Source organism: Klebsiella sp. BIGb0149, assembly GCF_004362605.1.
In the GTDB taxonomy this organism is placed as follows: domain Bacteria; phylum Pseudomonadota; class Gammaproteobacteria; order Enterobacterales; family Enterobacteriaceae; genus Klebsiella; species Klebsiella terrigena.
Window position 1 is genome coordinate 466,467 of record NZ_SNYG01000001.1, and the last position, 20,670, is coordinate 487,136.

General features: G+C 56.5%; 15 protein-coding genes and 7 tRNA genes. 3 read left to right on the forward strand and 19 right to left on the reverse strand.

Going from position 1 to position 20,670, the window contains the following annotated elements:
• Nucleotide 1: 1 nt before the first annotated feature.
• The 7 genes from EDF75_RS02205 to miaB all read right to left on the reverse strand — a co-directional run bounded on the left by EDF75_RS02205 (nucleotide 2) and on the right by miaB (nucleotide 7,847).
• Nucleotides 2-742 carry an amino acid ABC transporter permease gene (locus EDF75_RS02205; protein WP_133596818.1) on the reverse strand — a complete coding sequence of 247 codons (741 nt, stop codon included), beginning with the start codon at nucleotides 740-742 and terminating at the stop codon, nucleotides 2-4.
• Nucleotides 743-905: 163 nt separating this feature from the next.
• Nucleotides 906-1,817: an amino acid ABC transporter substrate-binding protein gene (locus EDF75_RS02210; protein ID WP_041144590.1), complete on the reverse strand. Its 912-nt coding sequence runs from the start codon at nucleotides 1,815-1,817 to the stop codon at nucleotides 906-908.
• Nucleotides 1,818-2,193: 376 nt separating this feature from the next.
• Nucleotides 2,194-3,732: an apolipoprotein N-acyltransferase gene (lnt, locus tag EDF75_RS02215; protein WP_133596820.1), complete on the reverse strand. Its 1,539-nt coding sequence runs from the start codon at nucleotides 3,730-3,732 to the stop codon at nucleotides 2,194-2,196.
• Nucleotides 3,733-3,754: 22 nt separating this feature from the next.
• Entirely contained in the window at nucleotides 3,755-4,633 is an 879-nt protein-coding gene (gene corC / locus EDF75_RS02220) for a CNNM family magnesium/cobalt transport protein CorC (protein ID WP_041144592.1), read from the reverse strand.
• Between the two features lie 98 nt (nucleotides 4,634-4,731).
• Complete coding sequence (gene ybeY / locus EDF75_RS02225; protein WP_041144593.1) at nucleotides 4,732-5,199, reverse strand: rRNA maturation RNase YbeY; 468 nt, start codon at nucleotides 5,197-5,199, stop codon at nucleotides 4,732-4,734.
• A complete protein-coding gene (locus EDF75_RS02230; protein ID WP_095095051.1) occupies nucleotides 5,196-6,242 on the reverse strand; it encodes a PhoH family protein in 1,047 nt (348 codons plus the stop codon). Before EDF75_RS02230 ends, ybeY begins: the two co-directional genes overlap by 4 nt.
• A gap of 180 nt (nucleotides 6,243-6,422) precedes the next feature.
• Nucleotides 6,423-7,847 (reverse strand): tRNA (N6-isopentenyl adenosine(37)-C2)-methylthiotransferase MiaB, encoded by a 1,425-nt coding sequence (gene miaB, locus EDF75_RS02240; protein ID WP_133596824.1) that lies wholly within the window; start codon nucleotides 7,845-7,847, stop codon nucleotides 6,423-6,425.
• A 290-nt stretch (nucleotides 7,848-8,137) separates the two neighbouring features.
• On the opposite strand from miaB, the gene ubiF reads away from it, so the two are divergent.
• On the forward strand, nucleotides 8,138-9,313 hold the full coding sequence (gene ubiF / locus EDF75_RS02245; protein WP_133596826.1) for a 3-demethoxyubiquinol 3-hydroxylase: 1,176 nt from the start codon (nucleotides 8,138-8,140) through the stop codon (nucleotides 9,311-9,313).
• A gap of 122 nt (nucleotides 9,314-9,435) precedes the next feature.
• Here the strand turns inward: ubiF and EDF75_RS02250 are convergent.
• The 12 genes from EDF75_RS02250 to nagB all read right to left on the reverse strand — a co-directional run bounded on the left by EDF75_RS02250 (nucleotide 9,436) and on the right by nagB (nucleotide 16,438).
• Nucleotides 9,436-9,510, reverse strand: a tRNA-Gln gene (locus EDF75_RS02250).
• 35 nt (nucleotides 9,511-9,545) lie between these two features.
• Nucleotides 9,546-9,620, reverse strand: a tRNA-Gln gene (locus EDF75_RS02255).
• A gap of 44 nt (nucleotides 9,621-9,664) precedes the next feature.
• Nucleotides 9,665-9,741 (reverse strand) — tRNA-Met (locus EDF75_RS02260).
• 21 nt (nucleotides 9,742-9,762) lie between these two features.
• A tRNA-Gln gene (locus tag EDF75_RS02265) sits at nucleotides 9,763-9,837 on the reverse strand.
• Between the two features lie 37 nt (nucleotides 9,838-9,874).
• Nucleotides 9,875-9,949 (reverse strand) — tRNA-Gln (locus EDF75_RS02270).
• A 22-nt stretch (nucleotides 9,950-9,971) separates the two neighbouring features.
• A tRNA-Leu gene (locus EDF75_RS02275) sits at nucleotides 9,972-10,056 on the reverse strand.
• A 10-nt stretch (nucleotides 10,057-10,066) separates the two neighbouring features.
• Nucleotides 10,067-10,143: transfer RNA gene (locus tag EDF75_RS02280), tRNA-Met, on the reverse strand.
• A 227-nt stretch (nucleotides 10,144-10,370) separates the two neighbouring features.
• Complete coding sequence (gene asnB / locus EDF75_RS02285) at nucleotides 10,371-12,035, reverse strand: asparagine synthase B (protein WP_133596828.1); 1,665 nt, start codon at nucleotides 12,033-12,035, stop codon at nucleotides 10,371-10,373.
• A 278-nt stretch (nucleotides 12,036-12,313) separates the two neighbouring features.
• Entirely contained in the window at nucleotides 12,314-13,066 is a 753-nt protein-coding gene (locus EDF75_RS02290; protein ID WP_133596830.1) for an HAD-IIA family hydrolase, read from the reverse strand.
• 51 nt (nucleotides 13,067-13,117) lie between these two features.
• A complete protein-coding gene (nagC, locus tag EDF75_RS02295; RefSeq protein WP_123707013.1) occupies nucleotides 13,118-14,338 on the reverse strand; it encodes a DNA-binding transcriptional regulator NagC in 1,221 nt (406 codons plus the stop codon).
• Nucleotides 14,339-14,346: 8 nt separating this feature from the next.
• The gene (gene nagA, locus EDF75_RS02300) at nucleotides 14,347-15,495 is read right to left on the reverse strand and encodes an N-acetylglucosamine-6-phosphate deacetylase (RefSeq protein WP_133596832.1); all 1,149 of its coding nucleotides are present in this window, start codon (nucleotides 15,493-15,495) and stop codon (nucleotides 14,347-14,349) included.
• A gap of 142 nt (nucleotides 15,496-15,637) precedes the next feature.
• On the reverse strand, nucleotides 15,638-16,438 hold the full coding sequence (gene nagB, locus EDF75_RS02305; RefSeq protein ID WP_045854476.1) for a glucosamine-6-phosphate deaminase: 801 nt from the start codon (nucleotides 16,436-16,438) through the stop codon (nucleotides 15,638-15,640).
• Between the two features lie 312 nt (nucleotides 16,439-16,750).
• Between nagB and nagE the strand changes: the two genes are divergently transcribed.
• Complete coding sequence (nagE, locus tag EDF75_RS02310; RefSeq protein WP_133596834.1) at nucleotides 16,751-18,703, forward strand: PTS N-acetyl glucosamine transporter subunit IIABC; 1,953 nt, start codon at nucleotides 16,751-16,753, stop codon at nucleotides 18,701-18,703.
• Between the two features lie 178 nt (nucleotides 18,704-18,881).
• Complete coding sequence (glnS, locus tag EDF75_RS02315) at nucleotides 18,882-20,549, forward strand: glutamine--tRNA ligase (RefSeq protein WP_133596836.1); 1,668 nt, start codon at nucleotides 18,882-18,884, stop codon at nucleotides 20,547-20,549.
• Nucleotides 20,550-20,670 lie beyond the last annotated feature (121 nt).

Genomic DNA, 20,670 nt, shown 5'->3' on the forward strand with positions numbered 1-20,670 from the left:
GCTATTTGCCCCCCAAATTGCCCGGCAGGCGAACTTTGCGCTCAACCACATACATAATCAGCATAATCACCGCGTTAATGAACACATAGGCGAGGGTAATGGCGGTAAACGACTCCCAGGCGTGGGCGGAGTAGTCCAGCAGCTTGCCCGCCTGCGCCGCCATGTCCGCCAGCCCGATGGTGGAGGCGATGGCCGAGTTTTTTACCAGGTTCATCATTTCCGACGTCATCGGCGGGACGATAACCCGATAGGCGTTGGGCAGCAGCACGTAGCGGTAGGTTTGCGGAAGGGTGAGGCCCATTGCCAGCCCGGCGTTTTTCTGCCCGCGCGGCAGCGACTGGATTGCCGCCCGCACCTGCTCACACACGCGTGCGGCGGTAAACAGCCCGAGGCAGAGCATGGAGGAGATAAAGAACTGAATATTTGGGTCCAGCTCGGATTTAAACCACATGCCGATATTTTCCGGCAGCAGCTCCGGCACCACCAGGTACCAGGTAAAGAACTGCACGATCAGCGGAACGTTACGGAACAGTTCGACGTAGCAGGTGCCGATGCTGGATAACAGTCGATTAGGCGCGGTACGTAAAATACCGAATAGCGAGCCGACGAAAAAAGCGATGATCCAGGCGGTAACCGACAGGGCGACGGTGACCTGAAAGCCGCTCCATAGCCAGCCCAGATAGGTGGTGTTGCCGAACGGGGCCTGTTGCAGGAATATCCCCCAGTTCCAGTCTATTGACATAAATGACTCCTGGAAAAAAAAGGGTAGCAGCGCTACCCTCGAAGATCCTTGCCCAGCGTACTTCGGTATTCGCGGCGGCTGGGGAACGACCAGCCGCCGTATAGTCTGTCCGTGCTGTGACAACAATCGGGAGGGCAGGATTTCCCGCCCCTTGTTGTTTTAATTAGTTAAGAGCCTTGTCATTTGGTGATTTGAACAGCGCCTTCATATCTTCAGAGAGTTCGAAGTTCATATTCAGGTTCTTCGGCGGGATTGGGTTTTTGAACCACTTGTCGAACCATTTTGCCGCTTCGCCAGAGGTCTGCGCCTTGGCAACGGTGTCGTCTACCAGGGTTTTGAACTGCGGGTCATCTTTACGCAGCATACAGCCGTAGGCCTCTTTGGACTGCGGCGTGCCGATGATTTCCCAGTTGTCCGGCTTCTTGGCCTTGGCACGTTCGCCGGCCAGCAGCGCGTCATCCATCATAAAGGCCACCGCGCGGCCGCTTTCCAGGGTACGGAAGGAGTCGCCGTGATCCTTGGCGCTGATGATGCGCATATTCATTTTTTTCTCATCGTTCAGCTTGTGCAGCAGAATTTCTGAGGTGGTCCCGGAAGTCACCACCACGGCTTTATCTTTCAGGTCAGCAAAGTCTTTGATCGCGCCGCCCTTTTTCGCCAGCAGGCGGGTGCCGACGACAAAAATGGTGTCAGAGAAAGCCGCCTGTTTCTGCCGCTCCAGGTTGTTGGTGGTGGAGCCGCATTCGAAATCGTAGGTGCCGTTTTGCAGCAGCGGAATACGGTTCTGCGAGGTGACCGGAATCAGTTTTACCTGCAGGTCAGGTTTGTTCAGCTTCTTCTTGATAGCATCGACGATGGCGTTGGAGTAATCCTGCGAGTAGCCGACGACCTGCTGCTGGTTATCGTAGTAGGAGAACGGTACGGATGATTCGCGATGGCCAACGACGATCACGCCGTTTTTGGCAATTTTATCCAGAGTGCTCTGGCCTGTAGCCGGTGCGGCATCTTCCGCGTGCGCCAGGCCGGCGGTCATACCCATGACCAGCATAGCTGTGGCCAGTTTACGTAATTGCATATCCAACTCCTTATCCGCAGCGCCAGGGACGCCATTGATGCCCATTGTGATTGTGTGTGAGCTTTATTATCGCTGCCGCCTTTAAGTGCAGCGTTTGTATGTGTTTGTTAGCATTTAGTTTGGCTTAATGTAAAGATTTTGCTGTGATATTGTTTATTTTTGCGAAGTGCTCCGCACCATTTAAAGGCAAAAATCGCTCATTGCACCAAAATGGCGCGCGGCAGGTCTGCCTGTGGTGCAACCCGGTTGTACCAGCAGCCATAGCGGCGCGACGTAAGTATATTAAGCAATGAGCGTGCCAGATTGGGCGGGAGGGGGAGAATTCCCCGGTGACGGGCATCACCGGGGCAGGCGGAGAGTATCCGCTAAGCAGGGATTAGCGGCGGCGCTGACGCAGGCTCATCAGCAGGGCGCCAAAGCCAAACAGCGCGGTCAGCGCCCACAGCGGCCAGTTGCCGGTGCGGGCGTACGGCGTCAGGCCCGTCGTCGGAGTGACCTTAGCGGTGAGCACGGCGCGGGTGAACTGCGGGATCATGTCCTGAATTTCACCCCGTGGGCCAATGACGGCGGTAATGCCGTTATTGGTGCTGCGCAGCAGCGGACGCGCCAGCTCCAGCGCGCGCATGCGCGCCATCTGGAAGTGCTGCCACGGGCCTATCGACTTGCCAAACCAGGCGTCGTTGGAGATGGTCAGCAGGAAGTCGGTATCCGGGCGGAAATTATCGCGCACCTGCTCGCCGAGGATTATCTCGTAGCAGATTGCGGCCGTTAGCTTCAGGTTATGCGCCACCAGCTGCGGCTGAACGTACGGGCCGCGGCTAAAGGAGGACATCGGCAGATCGAAGAACGGCGCCAGCGGGCGCAGAATCGATTCCAGCGGCACAAATTCACCAAACGGAACCAGATGGTTCTTGTTATAGCGATCCGTGGAGTTGTAGCTGTAAGGGTTATCCTTGCCCAGCGTAATGATGGTGTTGTAGGTGTCGTATCGGTTCTGCTTGTTCAGTCGGGCATCGACGATGCCGGTGACCAGCGAACTGTTTTTCGACCGCAGCAGGTCATCCATCATGGTGAGGAAATTCTGCTGATTGATCTCCAGATCCGGAATGGCGGATTCGGGCCAGATAATCAGCTGGGATGAGCCCATATGCGGCTGGGTCAGATCCAGATAGGTCTTCAGCGTGTTGAACAGCTGCTTTTCATCCCACTTCAGGGCCTGCGGAATATCCCCCTGCACCAGCGACACTTCGGTCGCGCGCTCGGGCAGCAGCTGATACCACTGAATGTAGCGCAGCGGGAAGGGCAGGGCGAAGAGCACCGCGGCGATAATCAGCGGTTTCCAGCGACGCTCGACGGCGGCCAGCGCCAGCAGGCCGCTGACCACCATCAGCAGGAAGTTAATCGCCTCGACGCCCACGATCGGGGCTAAGCCCTTCAGCGGGCCGTCAATCTGGCTGTAGCCAAACTGCAGCCACGGGAAGCCGGTCAGCACCCAGCCGCGCAGGAACTCGGTGATTTGCCAGACTACCGGCGCGGCGATGGCGACGCGCAGCCAGCTGGTTTTAGGCCACAGGCGGGAGAGCAGGCCGGCGAACAGCCCGGTGTACAGCGACATATACGCCGCCAGCAGCACCACGAGGAACACGTTGACCGGGCCAGGCATGCCGCCAAACTGCGCGATGCTGACGTAGACCCAGTTGATCCCCGAGCCGAACAGCCCCATGCCCCAGAAGAAACCAATCCAGGCGCTCTGCAAAGGACGACGGTTAAGGGTTAAGCCCTGCAGGCCGATGAGCGAAATAATCGCCGCGGGCCAGATGTCATAAGGAGAAAAAGCCAGCGTTCCGCTGGCTCCGAATAACAGCGCCAGCAGCAGACGTACGCGCTGGCGTTCGAGAAGAGAGGCAAATACCATTTAGGTTAATCGTCCCGTGTGATTAGTCTTCCAGCTTCGGCTGCGGCGCGTCGTCAGGAAGTTTGACATGTACCTGGATAATACGTCGGCTATCGGCCATTGCGACCTTGAATTGGTAACCATCAATGTCGATAGACTCGCCGCGAGCCGGCAGATGGCCAAAGGCCTGCATCACCAGCCCGCCAATGGTATCAACCTCTTCATCGCTGAAGTGGGTGCCGTAGGCTTCGTTGAAGTCTTCAATCGAGGCCAGCGCGCGGACCGTCCAGGTGTGGCGGCTCAGCTGACGAAAATCGATATCTTCTTCTTCATCGTATTCGTCTTCGATTTCACCGACGATAAGCTCAAGGATGTCTTCAATGGTCACCAGACCGGAGACGCCGCCAAACTCATCGATAACGATAGCCATATGATAACGCTGGGAGCGGAACTCTTTCAGCATGCGGTCAACCCGCTTGCTTTCAGGCACGACAACCGCCGGGCGTAACACTTGTTCCATGCTGAAGGCTTCGGAATTGCTGCGCATAAACGGCAGCAGATCTTTGGCCATCAGAATCCCTTCGATGTGATCTTTGTCTTCGCTGATCACCGGGAAACGCGAGTGGGCGGATTCGATGATGACATCGAGGCACTCGTCCAGGGTCTGGTTGCGTTTCAGGGTAATCATCTGCGAGCGGGGGATCATAATATCGCGGACGCGCTGGTCGGCGATATCCATTACCCCTTCGAGCATATCGCGCGTATCTTCGTCGATAAGGTCGTTTTGCCCGGAATCACGGATCAGCGCCAGCAGTTCATCACGGTTTTTGGGTTCTCCGTGAAAGAGCTGGCTGAGTAACAGGGAGAAGAATCCCTTTTTGCTGTTTACTGTGTCACTACTGTGTGAGTTGTCGTCGCTCATGGCGTCGTGTGGGTTCTCATGTTAGTTAAATCGTCGCCCGTCGCGCGTATACTCAGCGCCCGGCATAGCGGCCAGTCGCCGGCAAAGCCGGCGGCAGGTTATTCCTTCTCGGCAATGTACGGATCCTCATAGCCCAGAGCAAGCATTATCTCTGTTTCGAGGCTTTCCATCTCTTCCGCTTCTTCATCAACGATATGGTCATAGCCCAGCAGGTGCAGACTGCCGTGAATCACCATATGCGCCCAGTGCGCTTCCAGCGGTTTTTCCTGCTCTTTCGCTTCCTGCTCAACCACCTGGCGGCAGATGATCAAATCGCCGAGCAGCGGCAGTTCGATGCCCGGTGGCGCTTCGAAGGGGAATGACAGCACGTTAGTCGGCTTATCCTTGCCGCGATAGGTCAGATTTAGCTCGTGGCTCTCGGCTTCGTCTACCAGGCGAACGGTCACCTCCGACTCTTCCTGGAACTGCGGGATCACGGCATCCAGCCAGCGCTGAAACTGCGCTTCATCCGGCAGCCCGCCGTTCTCTTCGCAAGCCAGCTGTAAATCGAGAATAACCTGACTCATTTTTGCTCCTGTTCCTGGGCTTCGCGTTTGCGCTCGGCGGCCAGTTCTGCTTTACGTTTTTGATCCGCTTCTTCCCACGCCTCATAGGCGTTAACGATGCGGGCCACCACCGGGTGGCGCACGACGTCTTCGCTATTGAAGAAGTTGAAGCTGATTTCATCGACTTCCGCCAGAACTTCGATGGCGTGGCGGAGGCCGGATTTGGTGCTGCGCGGCAGGTCAATCTGGGTGACGTCGCCGGTAATCACCGCTTTAGAGTTAAAACCGATACGGGTCAGGAACATCTTCATCTGCTCGATGGTGGTGTTCTGGCTCTCATCGAGAATGATAAAGGCGTCGTTCAGCGTACGGCCGCGCATATAGGCCAGCGGCGCGACTTCAATCACGTTGCGCTCGATCAGCTTCTCAACTTTCTCAAAGCCCATCATTTCGAACAGCGCGTCGTACAGCGGGCGCAGGTAGGGATCGACCTTCTGGCTCAGATCCCCCGGCAGGAAGCCCAGCTTCTCACCGGCCTCAACGGCGGGGCGGGTCAGCAAAATACGGCGCACGTCCTGACGCTCCAGGGCATCGACCGCGGCGGCAACCGCCAGATAGGTTTTCCCGGTGCCGGCAGGACCGACCCCGAAGGTGATATCGTGGTCGAGGATGTTGGCGACGTACTGCGCCTGGTTTGGCGTGCGGGGCTTAATCACGCCGCGCTTGGTCTTGATATTAATGGCCTTGCCGTACTCCGGGACGCTCTCGGCGCTCTGCTCGAGCACGCGGGCCTCTTTGATAGCAAGGTGAATCTGCTCCGGCTCGATATCGTTAATCTGCCCGCGCATGGGGGCGGTATCGACGTACAGGCTGCGCAGAATATCCGCCGCCGCGTTGACGCATATTGGGCGTCCGGTCAGCTTAAAGTGGTTGTCGCGGCGGCTGATTTCGATGCCCAACCGGCGCTCAAGCTGTTTGATGTTGTCGTCAAACGGGCCGCACAGTCCAAGCAGGCGTGCGTTGTCCGCTGGTTCCAGGGTGATTTCGCGAGTTTCTGTGTTCAAGCTGTTCCTCTTATCTGCGTTTTGCCGGGCGATAAACGGGTATAGCCGCCATCTTGCAGGCGATACCCCGGCGGGTAAGGAAATTATTCACGTCACGGGAATATGGCGCAAGCATTGCTATGAATATTGGGTCCGGGAGAGGAAATACAAGGCCTGCCGGAGCCGGCAGGCCTGAACGGATTAAGGCTGATAAAGCGTGGCGCCCGAATCGTTTTCTTTGCGGGTCCGCGCGATAACGGATTGCGGTGATTCCACAATGCGCAGGCCCATCTCCTCTTCGGTACGCACGATTTTTCCGCGCAGCGAGTTGGTATAGACGTCGACGATCTCAACGTCGACAAACTTGCCGACCATATCCGGCGTCCCTTCGAAGTTGACGACCCGGTTATTTTCGGTGCGCCCGGTGAGCTCCATAATGCTCTTGCGGGAGGTGCCTTCGACCAGAATACGCTGGGTGGTGCCGAGCATCCGGCGGCTCCAGGCCATCGCCTGCTGGTTGATGCGCTCCTGCAGAATATAGAGGCGCTGTTTTTTATCTTTTTCCGGGACATCGTCGACCATATCCGCCGCCGGCGTGCCCGGGCGCGCGGAGAAGACAAAGCTGTAGCTGACGTCGAGATTCACGTCAGCAATCAGCTTCATGGTCTTCTCGAAATCGTCGTTGGTTTCACCGGGGAAGCCGACGATAAAGTCGGAGCTTATCTGGATATTCGGCCGCGCTTCGTACAGCTTGCGCACGATGCCTTTATATTCCAGCGCCGTGTGGGTGCGCCCCATCAGGTTCAGCACGCGGTCAGAGCCGCTCTGTACCGGCAGATGCAGGAAGCTTACCAGCTCCGGAGTGTCGCGATAGACCTCGATAATGTCATCGGTAAATTCAATCGGGTGGCTGGTGGTGAAGCGAATGCGATCGATCCCGTCGATCGCCGCCACCAGACGCAGCAGATCGGCAAAGCTGCCGGTGGTGCCGTCGTAGTTTTCGCCGCGCCAGGCGTTAACGTTCTGCCCCAGCAGGTTGACCTCGCGGACGCCCTGAGCCGCCAGCTGGGCAATCTCGAACAGGATATCGTCCGAAGGACGGCTGACCTCTTCACCGCGGGTATAGGGCACCACGCAGTAGGTACAGTATTTGTTGCAGCCTTCCATAATCGAGACGAACGCGGTTGGCCCGTCGGCGCGGGGTTCCGGCAGGCGGTCAAACTTTTCGATCTCCGGGAAGCTGACGTCAACCACCGGCCGGCGGTTGCCGCGCACCGAGTTAATCATTTCCGGCAGACGATGGAGCGTCTGCGGACCAAAAATAATATCGACATAGTGGGCGCGCTGACGGATGAGCTTGCCCTCCTGCGAGGCGACGCAGCCGCCGACGCCGATAATCAGGTTGGGATTTTTTTCTTTCAGTAATTTCCAGCGGCCCAGCTGGTGGAAGACTTTTTCCTGGGCCTTCTCGCGAATTGAGCAGGTATTGAGCAGCAGAACGTCCGCTTCTTCCGCGATTTCAGTGAGCTGATACCCGTGCGTGGCATCCAGCAGATCGGCCATCTTTGATGAATCGTATTCGTTCATCTGACAGCCCCAGGTTTTAATATGGAGTTTTTTTGTCATCGACATGCTCATGCTCAATTATAGATATCCAAAATGACGGGTACAGACGCTCTATGAATTTCGAATTGCAGGCGGCAGGCCCGGGAGGTCCCAGCATCATAGGTCGCTATGCGACTGGGGCGAGCGGGTGCAGCCAGGGCACCTGCAATTTGAAAAACGACGAGTATAGCCAGGATTGCAGGGGGCACATTGTAATGCTTTGGGGGGGCCCTGACCAGCGCGAGCGTAATCACCGCAGGCGCCTGAAAATCCGGTAAACTGAATGGATTGAGGTTTTAAGGATAATTGCCATGACAACTCACGCAACGGATGTCGCCATTATTGGCGGTGGAATGGTCGGCGGCGCCCTGGCGCTAGGGCTGGCACAGCACGGTTTTACGGTAACGGTCATCGAGAAGGCCGCGCCGGCGGCTTTTGACCCGACGCAGCCGCCGGACGTGCGCATTTCGGCGATCGGCTCTTCTTCCGTCGGGCTATTAAAAAGCCTCGGCGTCTGGGAGACGATACGCGCGATGCGCGTGCATCCGTATCGTCGGCTGGAGACCTGGGAGTGGGAAGCGGCTCACGTCTCCTTCGACGCCGCGGAGCTGGCGCTCTCTGAGCTGGGCTATATGGTGGAGAATAACGTGCTGCAGCTGGCTCTGTGGCAGGCGCTGGAGGCGCATGATCAGGTTACGCTGCGGGTTGGCGTTTCGCTGCAGGCGCTGCAGCGTGAATCTGCGCATACGCTGTTGCGCCTGAGCGACGGCAGCGAGTGCGCGGCCCGGCTGGTTATTGGCGCCGACGGCGCAAACTCCGAGGTGCGTCGGCTGGCCGGGATTGGCGTACAGGCATGGCAGTACCAGCAATCCTGCATGTTGATTAGCGTCCAGTGCGCCGACGATCCCGGCGACAGCACCTGGCAGCAGTTTACGCCCTCCGGGCCGCGCGCGTTTCTGCCGCTGTTCGATCGCTGGGCCTCGCTGGTCTGGTACGACACCCCCGCGCGAATTCGTCAGCTGCAGGGGATGAGCATGGCGCAGCTCCAGCAGGAGATCGGGCGCCACTTTCCGTCGCGCTGCGGTGAGGTCACGCCGCTAAGCGCCGGCGCGTTTCCGCTGACCCGCCGCCACGCGCTGCAGTACGTGCAGCCGGGGCTGGCGCTGGTGGGCGACGCGGCGCACACCATTCATCCGCTGGCGGGGCAGGGAGTGAATCTCGGCTATCGCGACGTCGATGCGATGCTGGATGTCTTAACGCGCGCGCGGGATCGCGGTGAGGAGTGGGACAGCCTGCCGGTGCTTAAACGCTATCAGACGCGGCGCAGAACCGATAATTTCATTATGCAGTCGGGGATGGATCTGTTTTACGTTGGCTTCAGCAACGATCTGGCGCCGGTGCGCGCGCTGCGCAATATCGGCCTGATGGCGGCGGCGCGGGCGGGTATTTTAAAGCGTCAGGCGCTGAAGTACGCGCTGGGGCTGTAGCGAAGAGGCTCCCCGGCCTGCGCGATGCAAAGCCGGGGAGCCGCGTTGCTATCATCGTGCGCTGAACGCGGCGGACGACAAAAACAAAAAAGCTCGCCGAAGCGAGCTTTTTTGTTACTAAGTGGCTGGGGTACGAGGATTCGAACCTCGGAATGCTGGTATCAGAAACCAGAGCCTTACCGCTTGGCGATACCCCAACGGGTGCGCTCACAAGTGAACGACTTTTTTAAATTGGCTGGGGTACGAGGATTCGAACCTCGGAATGCTGGTATCAGAAACCAGAGCCTTACCGCTTGGCGATACCCCAACAATTTTTTTGGATTTATCGAACTGAATCAATAATTCCCTATCTGGTGGCTACGACGGGATTCGAACCTGTGACCCCATCATTATGAGTGATGTGCTCTAACCAGCTGAGCTACGTAGCCAAATCTTATCACATTCTTCTATGGCTGGGGTACCTGGATTCGAACCAGGGAATGCCGGTATCAAAAACCGGTGCCTTACCGCTTGGCGATACCCCAATAACCGTCGCGGTGAACCGCTAACCTCGAAGAAATATGGCTGGGGTACCTGGATTCGAACCAGGGAATGCCGGTATCAAAAACCGGTGCCTTACCGCTTGGCGATACCCCATCCGTGCAACGCTTTCGGTGAATGGTGCGGGAGGCGAGACTTGAACTCGCACACCTTGCGGCGCCAGAACCTAAATCTGGTGCGTCTACCAATTTCGCCACTCCCGCAAAAAAAAGATGGTGGCTACGACGGGATTCGAACCTGTGACCCCATCATTATGAGTGATGTGCTCTAACCAGCTGAGCTACGTAGCCATCTTTTTTTTCGCGTTACCTTATCGGCGTTGCGGGGCGCATTATGCGTATTGGGCCTGCGAGCGTCAACCTCTTTTTCAAGGAAAATCGCTGGAATGTGACTGTTTGGTTAGGTTGCGAGCAGCGTGGTGTAATAATCGGCAATTATTGGTTATTTATCGCTTTTAAGCCGTAAATAAAGGCATAAAAAAACGGACCCCGCGGGGTCCGTTTGTCGTCTGGCGTGATTATTTATAGGCCGACTGGTGCACGCCTACCGCGCGTCCTGACGGATCGTTCATGGTTTTGAACGTTTCATCCCATTCGATCGCTTTAGCCGAAGAGCAGGCGACCGACGGGCCACCGGGGACGCACTCCGCGGCGCTCGGCAGCGGGAACAGCTCTTCGAAGATTTCACGGTACAGATACGCCTCTTTCGACGACGGCGTGTTGTACGGGAAGCGGAAGGCGGCGGTTTCCAGCTGCTGGTCGGAAACCTGCCCGGCCGCCACTTCTTTCAGCGTATCAATCCAGCTGTAGCCGACGCCGTCTGAGAACTGCTCCTTCTGGCGCCACGCCACGCTTGCCGGCAGGTAGGATTCAAAGCATTCGCGCAGGATATGCTTTTCCATTTTGCCGTTGCCGCACATTTTATCCTGCGGGTTGATGCGCATGGCGACGTCGAGGAACTGCTTGTCGAGGAACGGCACGCGGGCTTCCACGCCCCACGCGGACATCGCTTTGTTCGCACGGGCGCAGTCAAACATATGCAGCGCCTGCAGCTTGCGCACGGTTTCTTCATGCAGCTCTTTGGCGTTTGGCGCTTTGTGGAAATAGAGATAGCCGCCAAAGACCTCATCAGAACCTTCGCCTGACAGCACCATTTTGATGCCCATCGCTTTGATTTTACGTGACATCAGGTACATCGGCGTCGACGCGCGGATGGTGGTCACGTCGTAAGTTTCGATGTGATAAATCACGTCGCGAATGGCGTCGAGGCCTTCCTGCACGGTGAAGTGGATCTCGTGGTGCACGGTGCCCAGGTGGTTTGCCACTTCCTGCGCGGCTTTCAGATCCGGCGATCCGACCAGGCCGACGGCAAAGGAGTGCAGCTGCGGCCACCAGGCTTCGCTACGCTCCTGATCTTCAACGCGACGGGCGGCGAACTTTTTGGTGATTGCGGAAATGACCGAAGAGTCCAGACCGCCGGAAAGCAGCACGCCGTAAGGAACGTCGGACATCAGGTGGCTTTTCACCGACTCTTCCAGAGCCTGACGCAGTTCGTTTTTATCGGTAACGTTGTCTTTTACCGCGTCGTAATCAAACCAGTCGCGCTGGTAGTATTCGCGGATTTCGCCATCTTTGCTCCACAGGTAGCTGCCGGCCGGGAACTCTTTAATGGTGCGGCACACCGGAACCAGCGCCTTCATTTCTGATGCGACGTAGAAGTTACCGTGTTCGTCGTGACCCATATACAGCGGAATAATACCGATATGGTCGCGGCCGATCAGATAAGCATCCTTCTCGCTGTCGTACAGCGCGAAGGCAAACATTCCCTGCAGATCGTCGAGGAAGGCCGGACCTTTTTCCTGATACAGCGCGAGGATGACTTCGCAGTCCGAACCGGTCTGGAAGGTATAGCGGTCGCCGTATTCTGCGCGCAGCGCCTGGTGGTTATAAATTTCGCCGTTTACCGCCAGGGCGTGAGTTTTTTGTTGGTTATACAGCGGCTGAGCGCCGGCGTTAACGTCAACGATAGACAAACGTTCATGTACCAGAATGGCTTTATCGCTGGCGTAGACGCCGGACCAGTCCGGCCCGCGGTGGCGCATCAGGCGGGAAAGCTCCAGTGCCTTTTTACGCAGTTCTACCGCGTCAGTTTTAATATCCAGTACGCCGAAAATTGAACACATAGCCTTCTCCGTTACCCTGTCGTATTTGATGTTGTGCAGACGTCGTCTTGTTGCGAGGTCTTAGTGCGTGCTTAAGAAAATGCCGCAAAGGAGAGGGCGGTGCAAGGCTTTTACGGGGGCAACAGGAAAAAACGCAATGGCGATTGTTGAATATTAAAAAAAGAATATGTTTTGAGCGACTTTATTGACGGATATTCAAAAATAAGCCGCTTTTATTAGATGAAGGCTTTTCATTATGAGTGAAAAATGAAAAACCACGTCCTGGGACGTGGTTTGGCTTAGAAAATATCGATTTCGGCCACCGACGGATAGATCCACGACGGTCGGAACGGCAGGCTGTCGATATCGTCGAGCGTCGAGACGCCGGACAGCACGAGGATCGTTTCCAGCCCGGCCTGGAAGCCCGCCAGAATATCGGTACGCAGGTTATCGCCGACAATCACGGTTTGCTCGGAGTGCGCCTGCATCTTGTTCAGCGCGGAGCGGATAATCCACGGGCTCGGCTTGCCGACGTAAAACGGCTTGCGGCCGGAGATCTTCTCAATCCCCGCGCACAGCGCGCCGCATGCCGGGTAGAAGCCGCGGCCGTGGGTGTCCGGATTGGTGGCAATAAAGCGCGCGCCGTTTGCCACGAAGAAGGCCGCTTTGTGCATCATCTCCCAGTTGAAGGAGCGGGTCTCGCCGACGATGACAAAATCCGGGTTGACGTCGGTGATGGTGAAGCCAGCCTTATAAAGCTCGTGGATCAGCGCGCCTTCACCCACAACGTAGGCTTTTTTGCCTTCCTGACGGCGCAGAAAGTCGGCGGTCGCCATAGCTGAGGTATAAAAGGCGCTATCCGGGACGTCAATGCCCGCCGTGGAGAAGCGGTTTGCCAGATCCTGGCCGGTCTGGGACGGATAGTTGGTCAACATCACCAGCGGCATATCTTTTTCGAGAATGCGTTTGATAAATTCAGCAGCGCCCGGTACGGCCACATTGTCGTGCATCAGCACGCCGTCAATATCACAAATTACGTTTTGAATGGTCATGGACAGTCCGACATCGTTGAAGAAAAGCAGAAATTCGTGAACCAGAATACGCTAACTTTCCAGCAGGCGCTGGAGCAGGATCCCGTTGAGCATCGCGCGCTTCACCAGCGCAAAGGCGCCGATCGCCGAACGATGATCGAGCGTGGAACGCACCACCGGCAGATTTTTACGAAACGCTTTTAGCGCCTGAGCGTTAATACAGCCTTCGATGGCCGGGAGCAAAACCTTTTCGGCTTCGATGATTTCACCGGCGATCACCACTTTCTGCGGGTTGAACAGGTTAATGGCGATGGCAATGGTTTTCCCCAGGTGGCGACCGACGTGTTCGATAACCTCGCAGGCCAGGGTATCGCCCTTATTGGCGGCTTTGCAGATGGCTTTTATATTGCACTCATCGACGCTAAGGCGACTCTGATAGCCCTGTTCCAGCAGGTGGCGCACCCGCTGTTCGATGGCCGCATTGGCGGCAACGGTCTCCAGGCAGCCGAAGTTGCCGCAGTGGCAGCGTTCGCCGAGCGGGTCGACCTGGATATGGCCGATCTCGCCCACGTTACCGTTGCGGCCGATAAAAATGCGTCCGTTGGAGATGATTCCCGCCCCGGTGCCGCGGTGGACGCGCACCAGAATAGAGTCCTCGCAGTCCTGACTTGCCCCAAAGTAGTGCTCAGCCAGCGCCAGGCTGCGGATATCATGGCCGACAAAACAGGTGACTTTAAAGCGTTTTTCCAGCGCCTCTACCAGACCCCAGTTCTCTACCTGAATGTGCGGCATGTAGCGGATAACGCCGCTTTCCGGATCGACAAGGCCGGGTAAAATCACCGAGATGGCGATGAGTTCGCGGATCTTGCGCTGGCAGCGTTCGCTAAAGGCGGCAATGATGTTCAGCAGCGCGTGCTCGAGGGTTTCCTGGGTGCGCTCCGGCAGCGGGAAGTGCTCCTCTTCCAGCGTCTTGCTGCTTAAATCGTACAGGGTCAGGGTGGCGTCGTGGCGGCCGAGGCGTATGCCAATGGCCTGGAAGCTGCGGGTCTCGGCAATAATGGAGATAGCGCGGCGGCCTCCGGTGGAGGCCTGCTGATCGACTTCTTTGATCAGCCCGCGTTCAATCAGTTGACGCGTGATTTTAGTCACGCTGGCAGGGGCAAGCTGGCTTTGTTCCGCGATCTGAATGCGCGAGATGGGGCCATGCTGGTCAATCAGGCGGTATACGGCCGCGCTGTTCAGCTGTTTTACGAGATCAACGTTACCAATTTGAGCATGTCCGCCTGCTGTCATACTTTTACTTACTCAGTGACGACCTCGTTACCATTAACGATGGTCTTGATGATTTTATAGTCGCGGGTAAAGGCGGTCAGGTTAGCGACCATTCCCGGCGCAATGCTGCCGAGCTGCTTTTCCACGCCAATGGCGCGCGCAGGGTAGAGGGTTGCCATTCGCAACACTTCTTCCAGCGCGATACCGCAATGTTCAACGAGATTACGCACGCCTTCAATCATGGTCAGCGAAGAACCACTGAGGGTACCGTTTTCATCTACGCACAGTCCGTTACGGTAGTATATTGTTTTACCAGCAAAAATGAACTGCTCAATATTGGCACCCGCCGGCGCGGTGGCGTCGGTCACGAGGCACAGCTTGTCGCCCTTCAGGCGCTTCGCATTGCGTACGTTAGCATAATCAACGTGCATACCGTCGACGATAATACCGCAGTAAACGTCCGGCTCGTCAAAAATAGCGCCCGCCAGGCCCGGCTCGCGTCCGGTAATATACGGCATGGCGTTGTACAGATGGGTCGCAAAGGTGATGCCCGCGCGGAAACCGATTTTGGCTTCCTTAAGGGTGGCGTTGGAGTGCCCTGCGGAGACGACAATCCCGGCGTTGACCAGTTGGCGAATCACTTCTGGCCCGACGCGCTCCGGCGCAAGGGTCACCTTGGTGATGACATCGGCATTTTCGCACAGGAACTCTACCAGCGCGGCGTCCGGTTTACGCACGTAGTCCGGGTTGTGGGTCCCTTTTTTGACGATGTTCAGCCACGGGCCTTCAAGATGCAGGCCCAGCGCCTGGTTAGGATATTTTTGCAGGTACTCACGCATGACGCGCACGCCCTGTTTCATCAGATCGTCGCTGGAGGTAATCAGCGTTGGCAGATAGCTGGTACAGCCGGATCGTTCGTTGGCCTTCTGCATGATTTCCAGCGTTTCGACGGTCACCGCATCCGGGCTGTCGTTAAACTGCACGCCGCCGCAGCCGTTCAGCTGGACGTCGATAAAACCGGGGGCGAGAATGGCGCCATTGACCGAGCGTTGCTCAATCTCGGACGGTAAATCAGCCAGGGAACAGATTCGTTCGATAAGGCCATCAGCGATAACTATCGCATGGTCATCCAGAATTTCATGACCGGTATAGATCCGGCCTTGGGTTAATGCATACATACGACCCCCGGTTTACGCACGCTATCCTTCAAGCCAGCCTCTTTAGCAGACCGTTAACTGACCGTTTTACTGCCGCCTGAATGATTTTGTGCATCAGAAAAAAAGAAATGTCCCGCGGGGGTAGCCGCAGGACGGGACCAGATTACAGCCCTTTGACGTTTTCGGCTTCTAATTCGTTGAAGTATTTCAGCGTCTTCACTTTCAGTTCCATGGTGGACGGCTCGTCGCAAACGATCACTGCTTTCGGGTGCAGCTGCAGACAGGTAATGGTCCACATGTGGTTGACGTTGCCTTCTACCGCCGCCTGCAGCGCCAGCGCTTTCTGATGGCCCAGCACCAGAATCATCACCTCTTCGGCATCCAGCAGGGTGCCAACGCCCACGGTCAGCGCATATTTCGGTACCAGGTCAACGTCGCCGTCGAAGAAGCGGGAGTTTGCCACGCGGGTATCATGGGTCAGGGTTTTAATGCGGGTACGGGAAGCCAGAGAAGAGGCCGGCTCGTTGAACGCGATGTGGCCGTCGTTACCCACGCCGCCCATAAACAGGTTAATTTTGCCGTAGGAGCGGATTTTCTCTTCATAGCGGCGACATTCTGCATCGATGTCTGGCGCATTACCGTTGAGCAGGTTAATGTTTTCTGCCTGAATATCAACGTGATCAAAGAAGTTGCGGTGCATAAAGCTATGATAGCTCTCCGGATGCTCCTTCGGCAGGCCAACGTACTCATCCATGTTGAAAGTGACAACGTGTTCGAAGCTAACCTGGCCCGCTTTGTGCATCTCAACCAGAGCTTTGTAGGCGGTAAGAGGTGTACCACCGGTAGGCAGACCCAGTACAAACGGACGGTCCGCAGTCGGTTTGAACGCATTGATGCGGTTAACGATGTGGCGAGCAGCCCATTTACCTACTTGTTCAGCTGTTACCAGGGGAATCAGTCTCATTCTTCACCTCTATAGTTAAATTATAACCTGGCGGATTGGCGCCAGTACTCTATGAAGAGTATTGCAGTAACTACGCCGACCGGCTCAATCCGTGTTGATTTTTTGAATGATAAAATAAGTTTTCGTTGTTAGCCAGTCCAGGGGAGGGGTTAATACGATATTTGGTGATTATAGTCACAAAAAATACGCGTTTAATTTGCGATACGAATTAAATTTTCACACACTTTGCGGGTAAGTTAAAAAACTGACCTTTTTACACAATAAAAAAATGGCTTTGAGTGAGCCTCATCGGGGTCTCATAGGGGGAATAAGATGAATATTTTAGGTTTTTTTCAGCGGCTAGGTAGGGCGTTACAGCTCCCTATCGCCGTGCTGCCCGTCGCAGCGCTGCTGCTGCGATTCGGTCAACCCGATCTGCTTAACGTGGCGTTCATCGCGCAGGCAGGCGGGGCAATCTTTGATAATCTGGCGCTGATTTTTGCGATCGGCGTGGCGTCCAGCTGGTCTAAAGACAGCGCCGGCGCGGCGGCGCTGGCCGGTGCGGTAGGTTATTTCGTATTAACCAAAGCCATGGTCACCATCAACCCAGAAATTAACATGGGCGTGCTGGCGGGGATCATTACCGGTCTGGTTGCCGGTGCCGTTTATAACCGCTGGTCTGGCATCAAGCTGCCTGACTTCCTGAGCTTCTTCGGCGGGAAACGTTTTGTTCCTATCGCGACCGGCTTCTTCTGTCTGGTGCTGGCGGCCATCTTCGGCTACGTCTGGCCTCCGGTACAGCACGCTATTCACGCCGGCGGCGAGTGGATCGTGGCCGAGGGCGCGCTGGGTTCCGGTATCTTCGGTTTCATCAACCGTCTGCTGATCCCAACCGGCCTGCATCAGGTGCTGAACACCATTGCCTGGTTCCAGATCGGTGAGTTCACCAACGCCGCAGGCGCGGTGTTCCACGGCGACATCAACCGCTTCTACGCCGGTGACGGCACCGCGGGGATGTTCATGTCCGGCTTCTTCCCGATCATGATGTTCGGTCTGCCGGGTGCGGCGCTGGCGATGTACTTCGCTGCGCCGAAAGAGCGTCGTCCGATGGTTGGCGGTATGCTGCTGTCGGTCGCTATCACCGCCTTCCTGACCGGTGTGACCGAGCCGCTGGAATTCCTGTTCATGTTCCTGGCTCCGCTGCTGTACCTCCTGCACGCCGTCCTGACCGGCATCAGCCTGTTTGTGGCCACGTCGCTGGGTATCCATGCGGGCTTCTCCTTCTCCGCAGGGGCCATTGACTACGTTCTGATGTACAGCCTGCCGGCAGCCAGCAAAAACGTCTGGATGCTGATTGTCATGGGCGTGGTGTTCTTCTTCATCTACTTCCTGCTGTTCACCGCAGTAATCCGCATGTTCAACCTGAAAACGCCGGGTCGTGAAGATAAAACTGACGACGTGGTAACTTCGGAAGCCAACAGCAACACCGAAGAGGGTTTGACCCAGCTGGCTACGCAGTACATTGCGGCCGTCGGCGGGACTGACAACCTGAAAGCGATTGATGCCTGTATTACCCGTCTGCGTCTGACCGTTGCGGATTCCGCGCGCGTTAACGATGCGGCCTGTAAACGCCTTGGCGCTTCCGGCGTGGTTAAGCTGAACAAACAAACCATCCAGGTTATCGTCGGTGCGAAAGCAGAGTCGGTCGGTGATGAGATGAAAAAAGTGGTTGCGCGCGGCCCGGTAGCCGCCACGGCCACCACAACCGACAGCGCGCCTGTCGCCGCTGCGGCTGCAAAACCGCAGGCCGTGGCTAACGCGAAAACCATCGCCGCGCTGGTGTCGCCGATTACCGGTGATATCGTGGCGCTGGAGCAGGTTCCGGACGAAGCGTTCGCCAGCAAAGCCGTCGGTGACGGCGTGGCGGTGAAACCGACGGATAAGATTGTGGTCTCCCCGGCTGCGGGCACCATCGTTAAGATCTTCAATACCAACCACGCGTTCTGTCTGGAAACGGAAAACGGCGCGGAAATCGTTGTCCATATGGGCATTGATACCGTCGCGCTGAACGGCCAGGGCTTCAAGCGCCTGGTCGAAGAGGGCGCGGAAGTGAAGGCAGGCCAGCCGATTCTGGAAATGGATCTGGACTTCCTCAACGCGAACGCCCGCTCGATGATTAGCCCGGTAGTCTGCAGCAACAGCGACGATTACAGCGCGCTGGTGATTCAGGCGAGCGGTAAAGTTGTCGCCGGCCAGACGCCACTGTATGAGATTAAAGGCAAGTAGGGCTCCTGAGTAGAGTTTATGCCTGTGCGGCGGGGGGAAACCTCCGCCGCTTTTTTTTGCAGCAAATGACCCCATAATCTCCTTCAGATACGTATTTTCAGTAACTAATAGTTGTCTCCACGTCCTGCTTGTAAGATCATGTCCCGTTATACGTTGTTTACGCTTTGAGGAACCCACGATGAGTGAGGCAGAAGCCCGCCCAACTAACTTTATTCGTCAGATCATCGATGAAGATCTGGCTACTGGTAAGCACACCACCGTTCATACGCGCTTCCCGCCGGAGCCGAACGGCTATCTGCACATTGGCCACGCGAAATCAATTTGCCTGAACTTCGGCATTGCTCAGGATTATCAAGGCCAATGCAACCTGCGCTTCGATGACACCAATCCGGTGAAAGAAGATATCGAATACGTTGAGTCGATTAAAAACGACGTGCAGTGGTTAGGTTTCCACTGGTCCGGGAAAGTTTGCTACTCGTCTGATTATTTCGATCAGCTGCACAGCTACGCCGTTGAGCTGATCAATAAAGGTCTGGCCTACGTTGACGAGCTGTCGGCTGAAGAGATCCGCGAATACCGCGGCTCGCTGAAAGCGCCGGGCAAAAACAGCCCGTACCGCGATCGCAGCGTAGAAGAGAACCTGGCGCTGTTTGAAAAAATGCGCGCCGGTGGTTTTGCGGAAGGTAAAGCCTGCCTGCGTGCGAAAATCGATATGGCTTCGCCGTTTATCGTCATGCGCGATCCGGTGCTGTACCGCATTAAGTTCGCCGATCACCATCAGACCGGCAGCAAGTGGTGCATCTACCCGATGTATGACTTTACCCACTGCATCAGCGATGCGCTGGAAGGTATTACACACTCTCTGTGTACCCTGGAGTTCCAGGATAACCGTCGCCTGTACGATTGGGTGCTGGATAACATCAGCATCCCGGTTCACCCGCGCCAGTACGAATTCTCGCGCCTGAATCTCGAATATACCGTGATGTCCAAGCGCAAGCTCAACCTGCTGGTCACCGATAAGCACGTTGAGGGCTGGGACGATCCGCGTATGCCGACGATTTCCGGCCTGCGTCGCCGCGGCTACACCGCCGAATCGATTCGCGAGTTCTGTAAGCGCATCGGCGTGACCAAACAGGACAACACCATTGAAATGGCGTCGCTGGAGTCCTGCATTCGTGAAGATCTTAACGAAAACGCCCCGCGCGCAATGGCCGTTATCGATCCGGTAAGACTGGTTATCGAAAACTATCCGCAGGGCGGCAGTGAAAATGTGACCATGCCGAACCATCCGAGCAAGCCGGAAATGGGCAGCCGCGACGTGCCGTTCAGCGGTGAGATCTGGATCGATCGCGCTGACTTCCGTGAGGAAGCCAACAAGCAGTACAAGCGTCTGGTGCTGGGCAAAGAGGTTCGCCTGCGCAATGCCTACGTGATCAAAGCCGAGCGCGTAGAGAAGGATGCAGAGGGCAATATCACCACCATCTTCTGCACCTATGATGCCGATACGCTGAGCAAAGATCCTGCTGACGGCCGCAAGGTCAAGGGCGTTATCCACTGGGTGAGCGCGGCGCACGCGCTGCCGGTAGAAATTCGCCTGTACGACCGTCTGTTCAGCGTGCCGAATCCGGGCGCCGAAGAGGACTTCCTGGCCGTAATGAACCCTGAATCGCTGGTTATCAAGCACGGCTTTGCCGAGCCGAGCCTGGCGCAGGCGCAGGTCGGCAAGGCGCTGCAGTTCGAGCGCGAAGGCTACTTCTGCCTCGACAGCCGCTATGCTACCGCTGACCGTCTGGTGTTTAACCGCACCGTTGGCCTGCGCGATACCTGGGCGAAGACCGGCGCATAAGCCCGCGTCCCCGCCTCGTCAGCAAAAACGCCGCCTCCGCGGCGTTTTTTATTTCCGTCTTTCGTGGCCGAATCTGGTTATTTTCGCGATGCGAATTAATCTTGTTTACAACCTGTAATAT

Excerpts from the sequence above, each read along its gene's own strand:
- nagC (WP_123707013.1), bottom strand. The coding sequence starts at position 14,338 with ATGACAGCAGGCGGACATGCTCAAATTGGTAACGTTGATCTCGTAAAA.
- nagE (WP_133596834.1), top strand. The coding sequence starts at position 16,751 with ATGAATATTTTAGGTTTTTTTCAGCGGCTAGGTAGGGCGTTACAGCTC.
- nagA (WP_133596832.1), bottom strand. The coding sequence starts at position 15,495 with ATGTATGCATTAACCCAAGGCCGGATCTATACCGGTCATGAAATTCTG.
- asnB (WP_133596828.1), bottom strand. The coding sequence starts at position 12,035 with ATGTGTTCAATTTTCGGCGTACTGGATATTAAAACTGACGCGGTAGAA.
- EDF75_RS02205 (WP_133596818.1), bottom strand. The coding sequence starts at position 742 with ATGTCAATAGACTGGAACTGGGGGATATTCCTGCAACAGGCCCCGTTC.
- EDF75_RS02210 (WP_041144590.1), bottom strand. The coding sequence starts at position 1,817 with ATGCAATTACGTAAACTGGCCACAGCTATGCTGGTCATGGGTATGACC.
- miaB (WP_133596824.1), bottom strand. The coding sequence starts at position 7,847 with ATGACAAAAAAACTCCATATTAAAACCTGGGGCTGTCAGATGAACGAA.
- lnt (WP_133596820.1), bottom strand. The coding sequence starts at position 3,732 with ATGGTATTTGCCTCTCTTCTCGAACGCCAGCGCGTACGTCTGCTGCTG.
- glnS (WP_133596836.1), top strand. The coding sequence starts at position 18,882 with ATGAGTGAGGCAGAAGCCCGCCCAACTAACTTTATTCGTCAGATCATC.
- nagB (WP_045854476.1), bottom strand. The coding sequence starts at position 16,438 with ATGAGACTGATTCCCCTGGTAACAGCTGAACAAGTAGGTAAATGGGCT.
- ubiF (WP_133596826.1), top strand. The coding sequence starts at position 8,138 with ATGACAACTCACGCAACGGATGTCGCCATTATTGGCGGTGGAATGGTC.
- EDF75_RS02290 (WP_133596830.1), bottom strand. The coding sequence starts at position 13,066 with ATGACCATTCAAAACGTAATTTGTGATATTGACGGCGTGCTGATGCAC.
- corC (WP_041144592.1), bottom strand. The coding sequence starts at position 4,633 with ATGAGCGACGACAACTCACACAGTAGTGACACAGTAAACAGCAAAAAG.
- ybeY (WP_041144593.1), bottom strand. The coding sequence starts at position 5,199 with ATGAGTCAGGTTATTCTCGATTTACAGCTGGCTTGCGAAGAGAACGGC.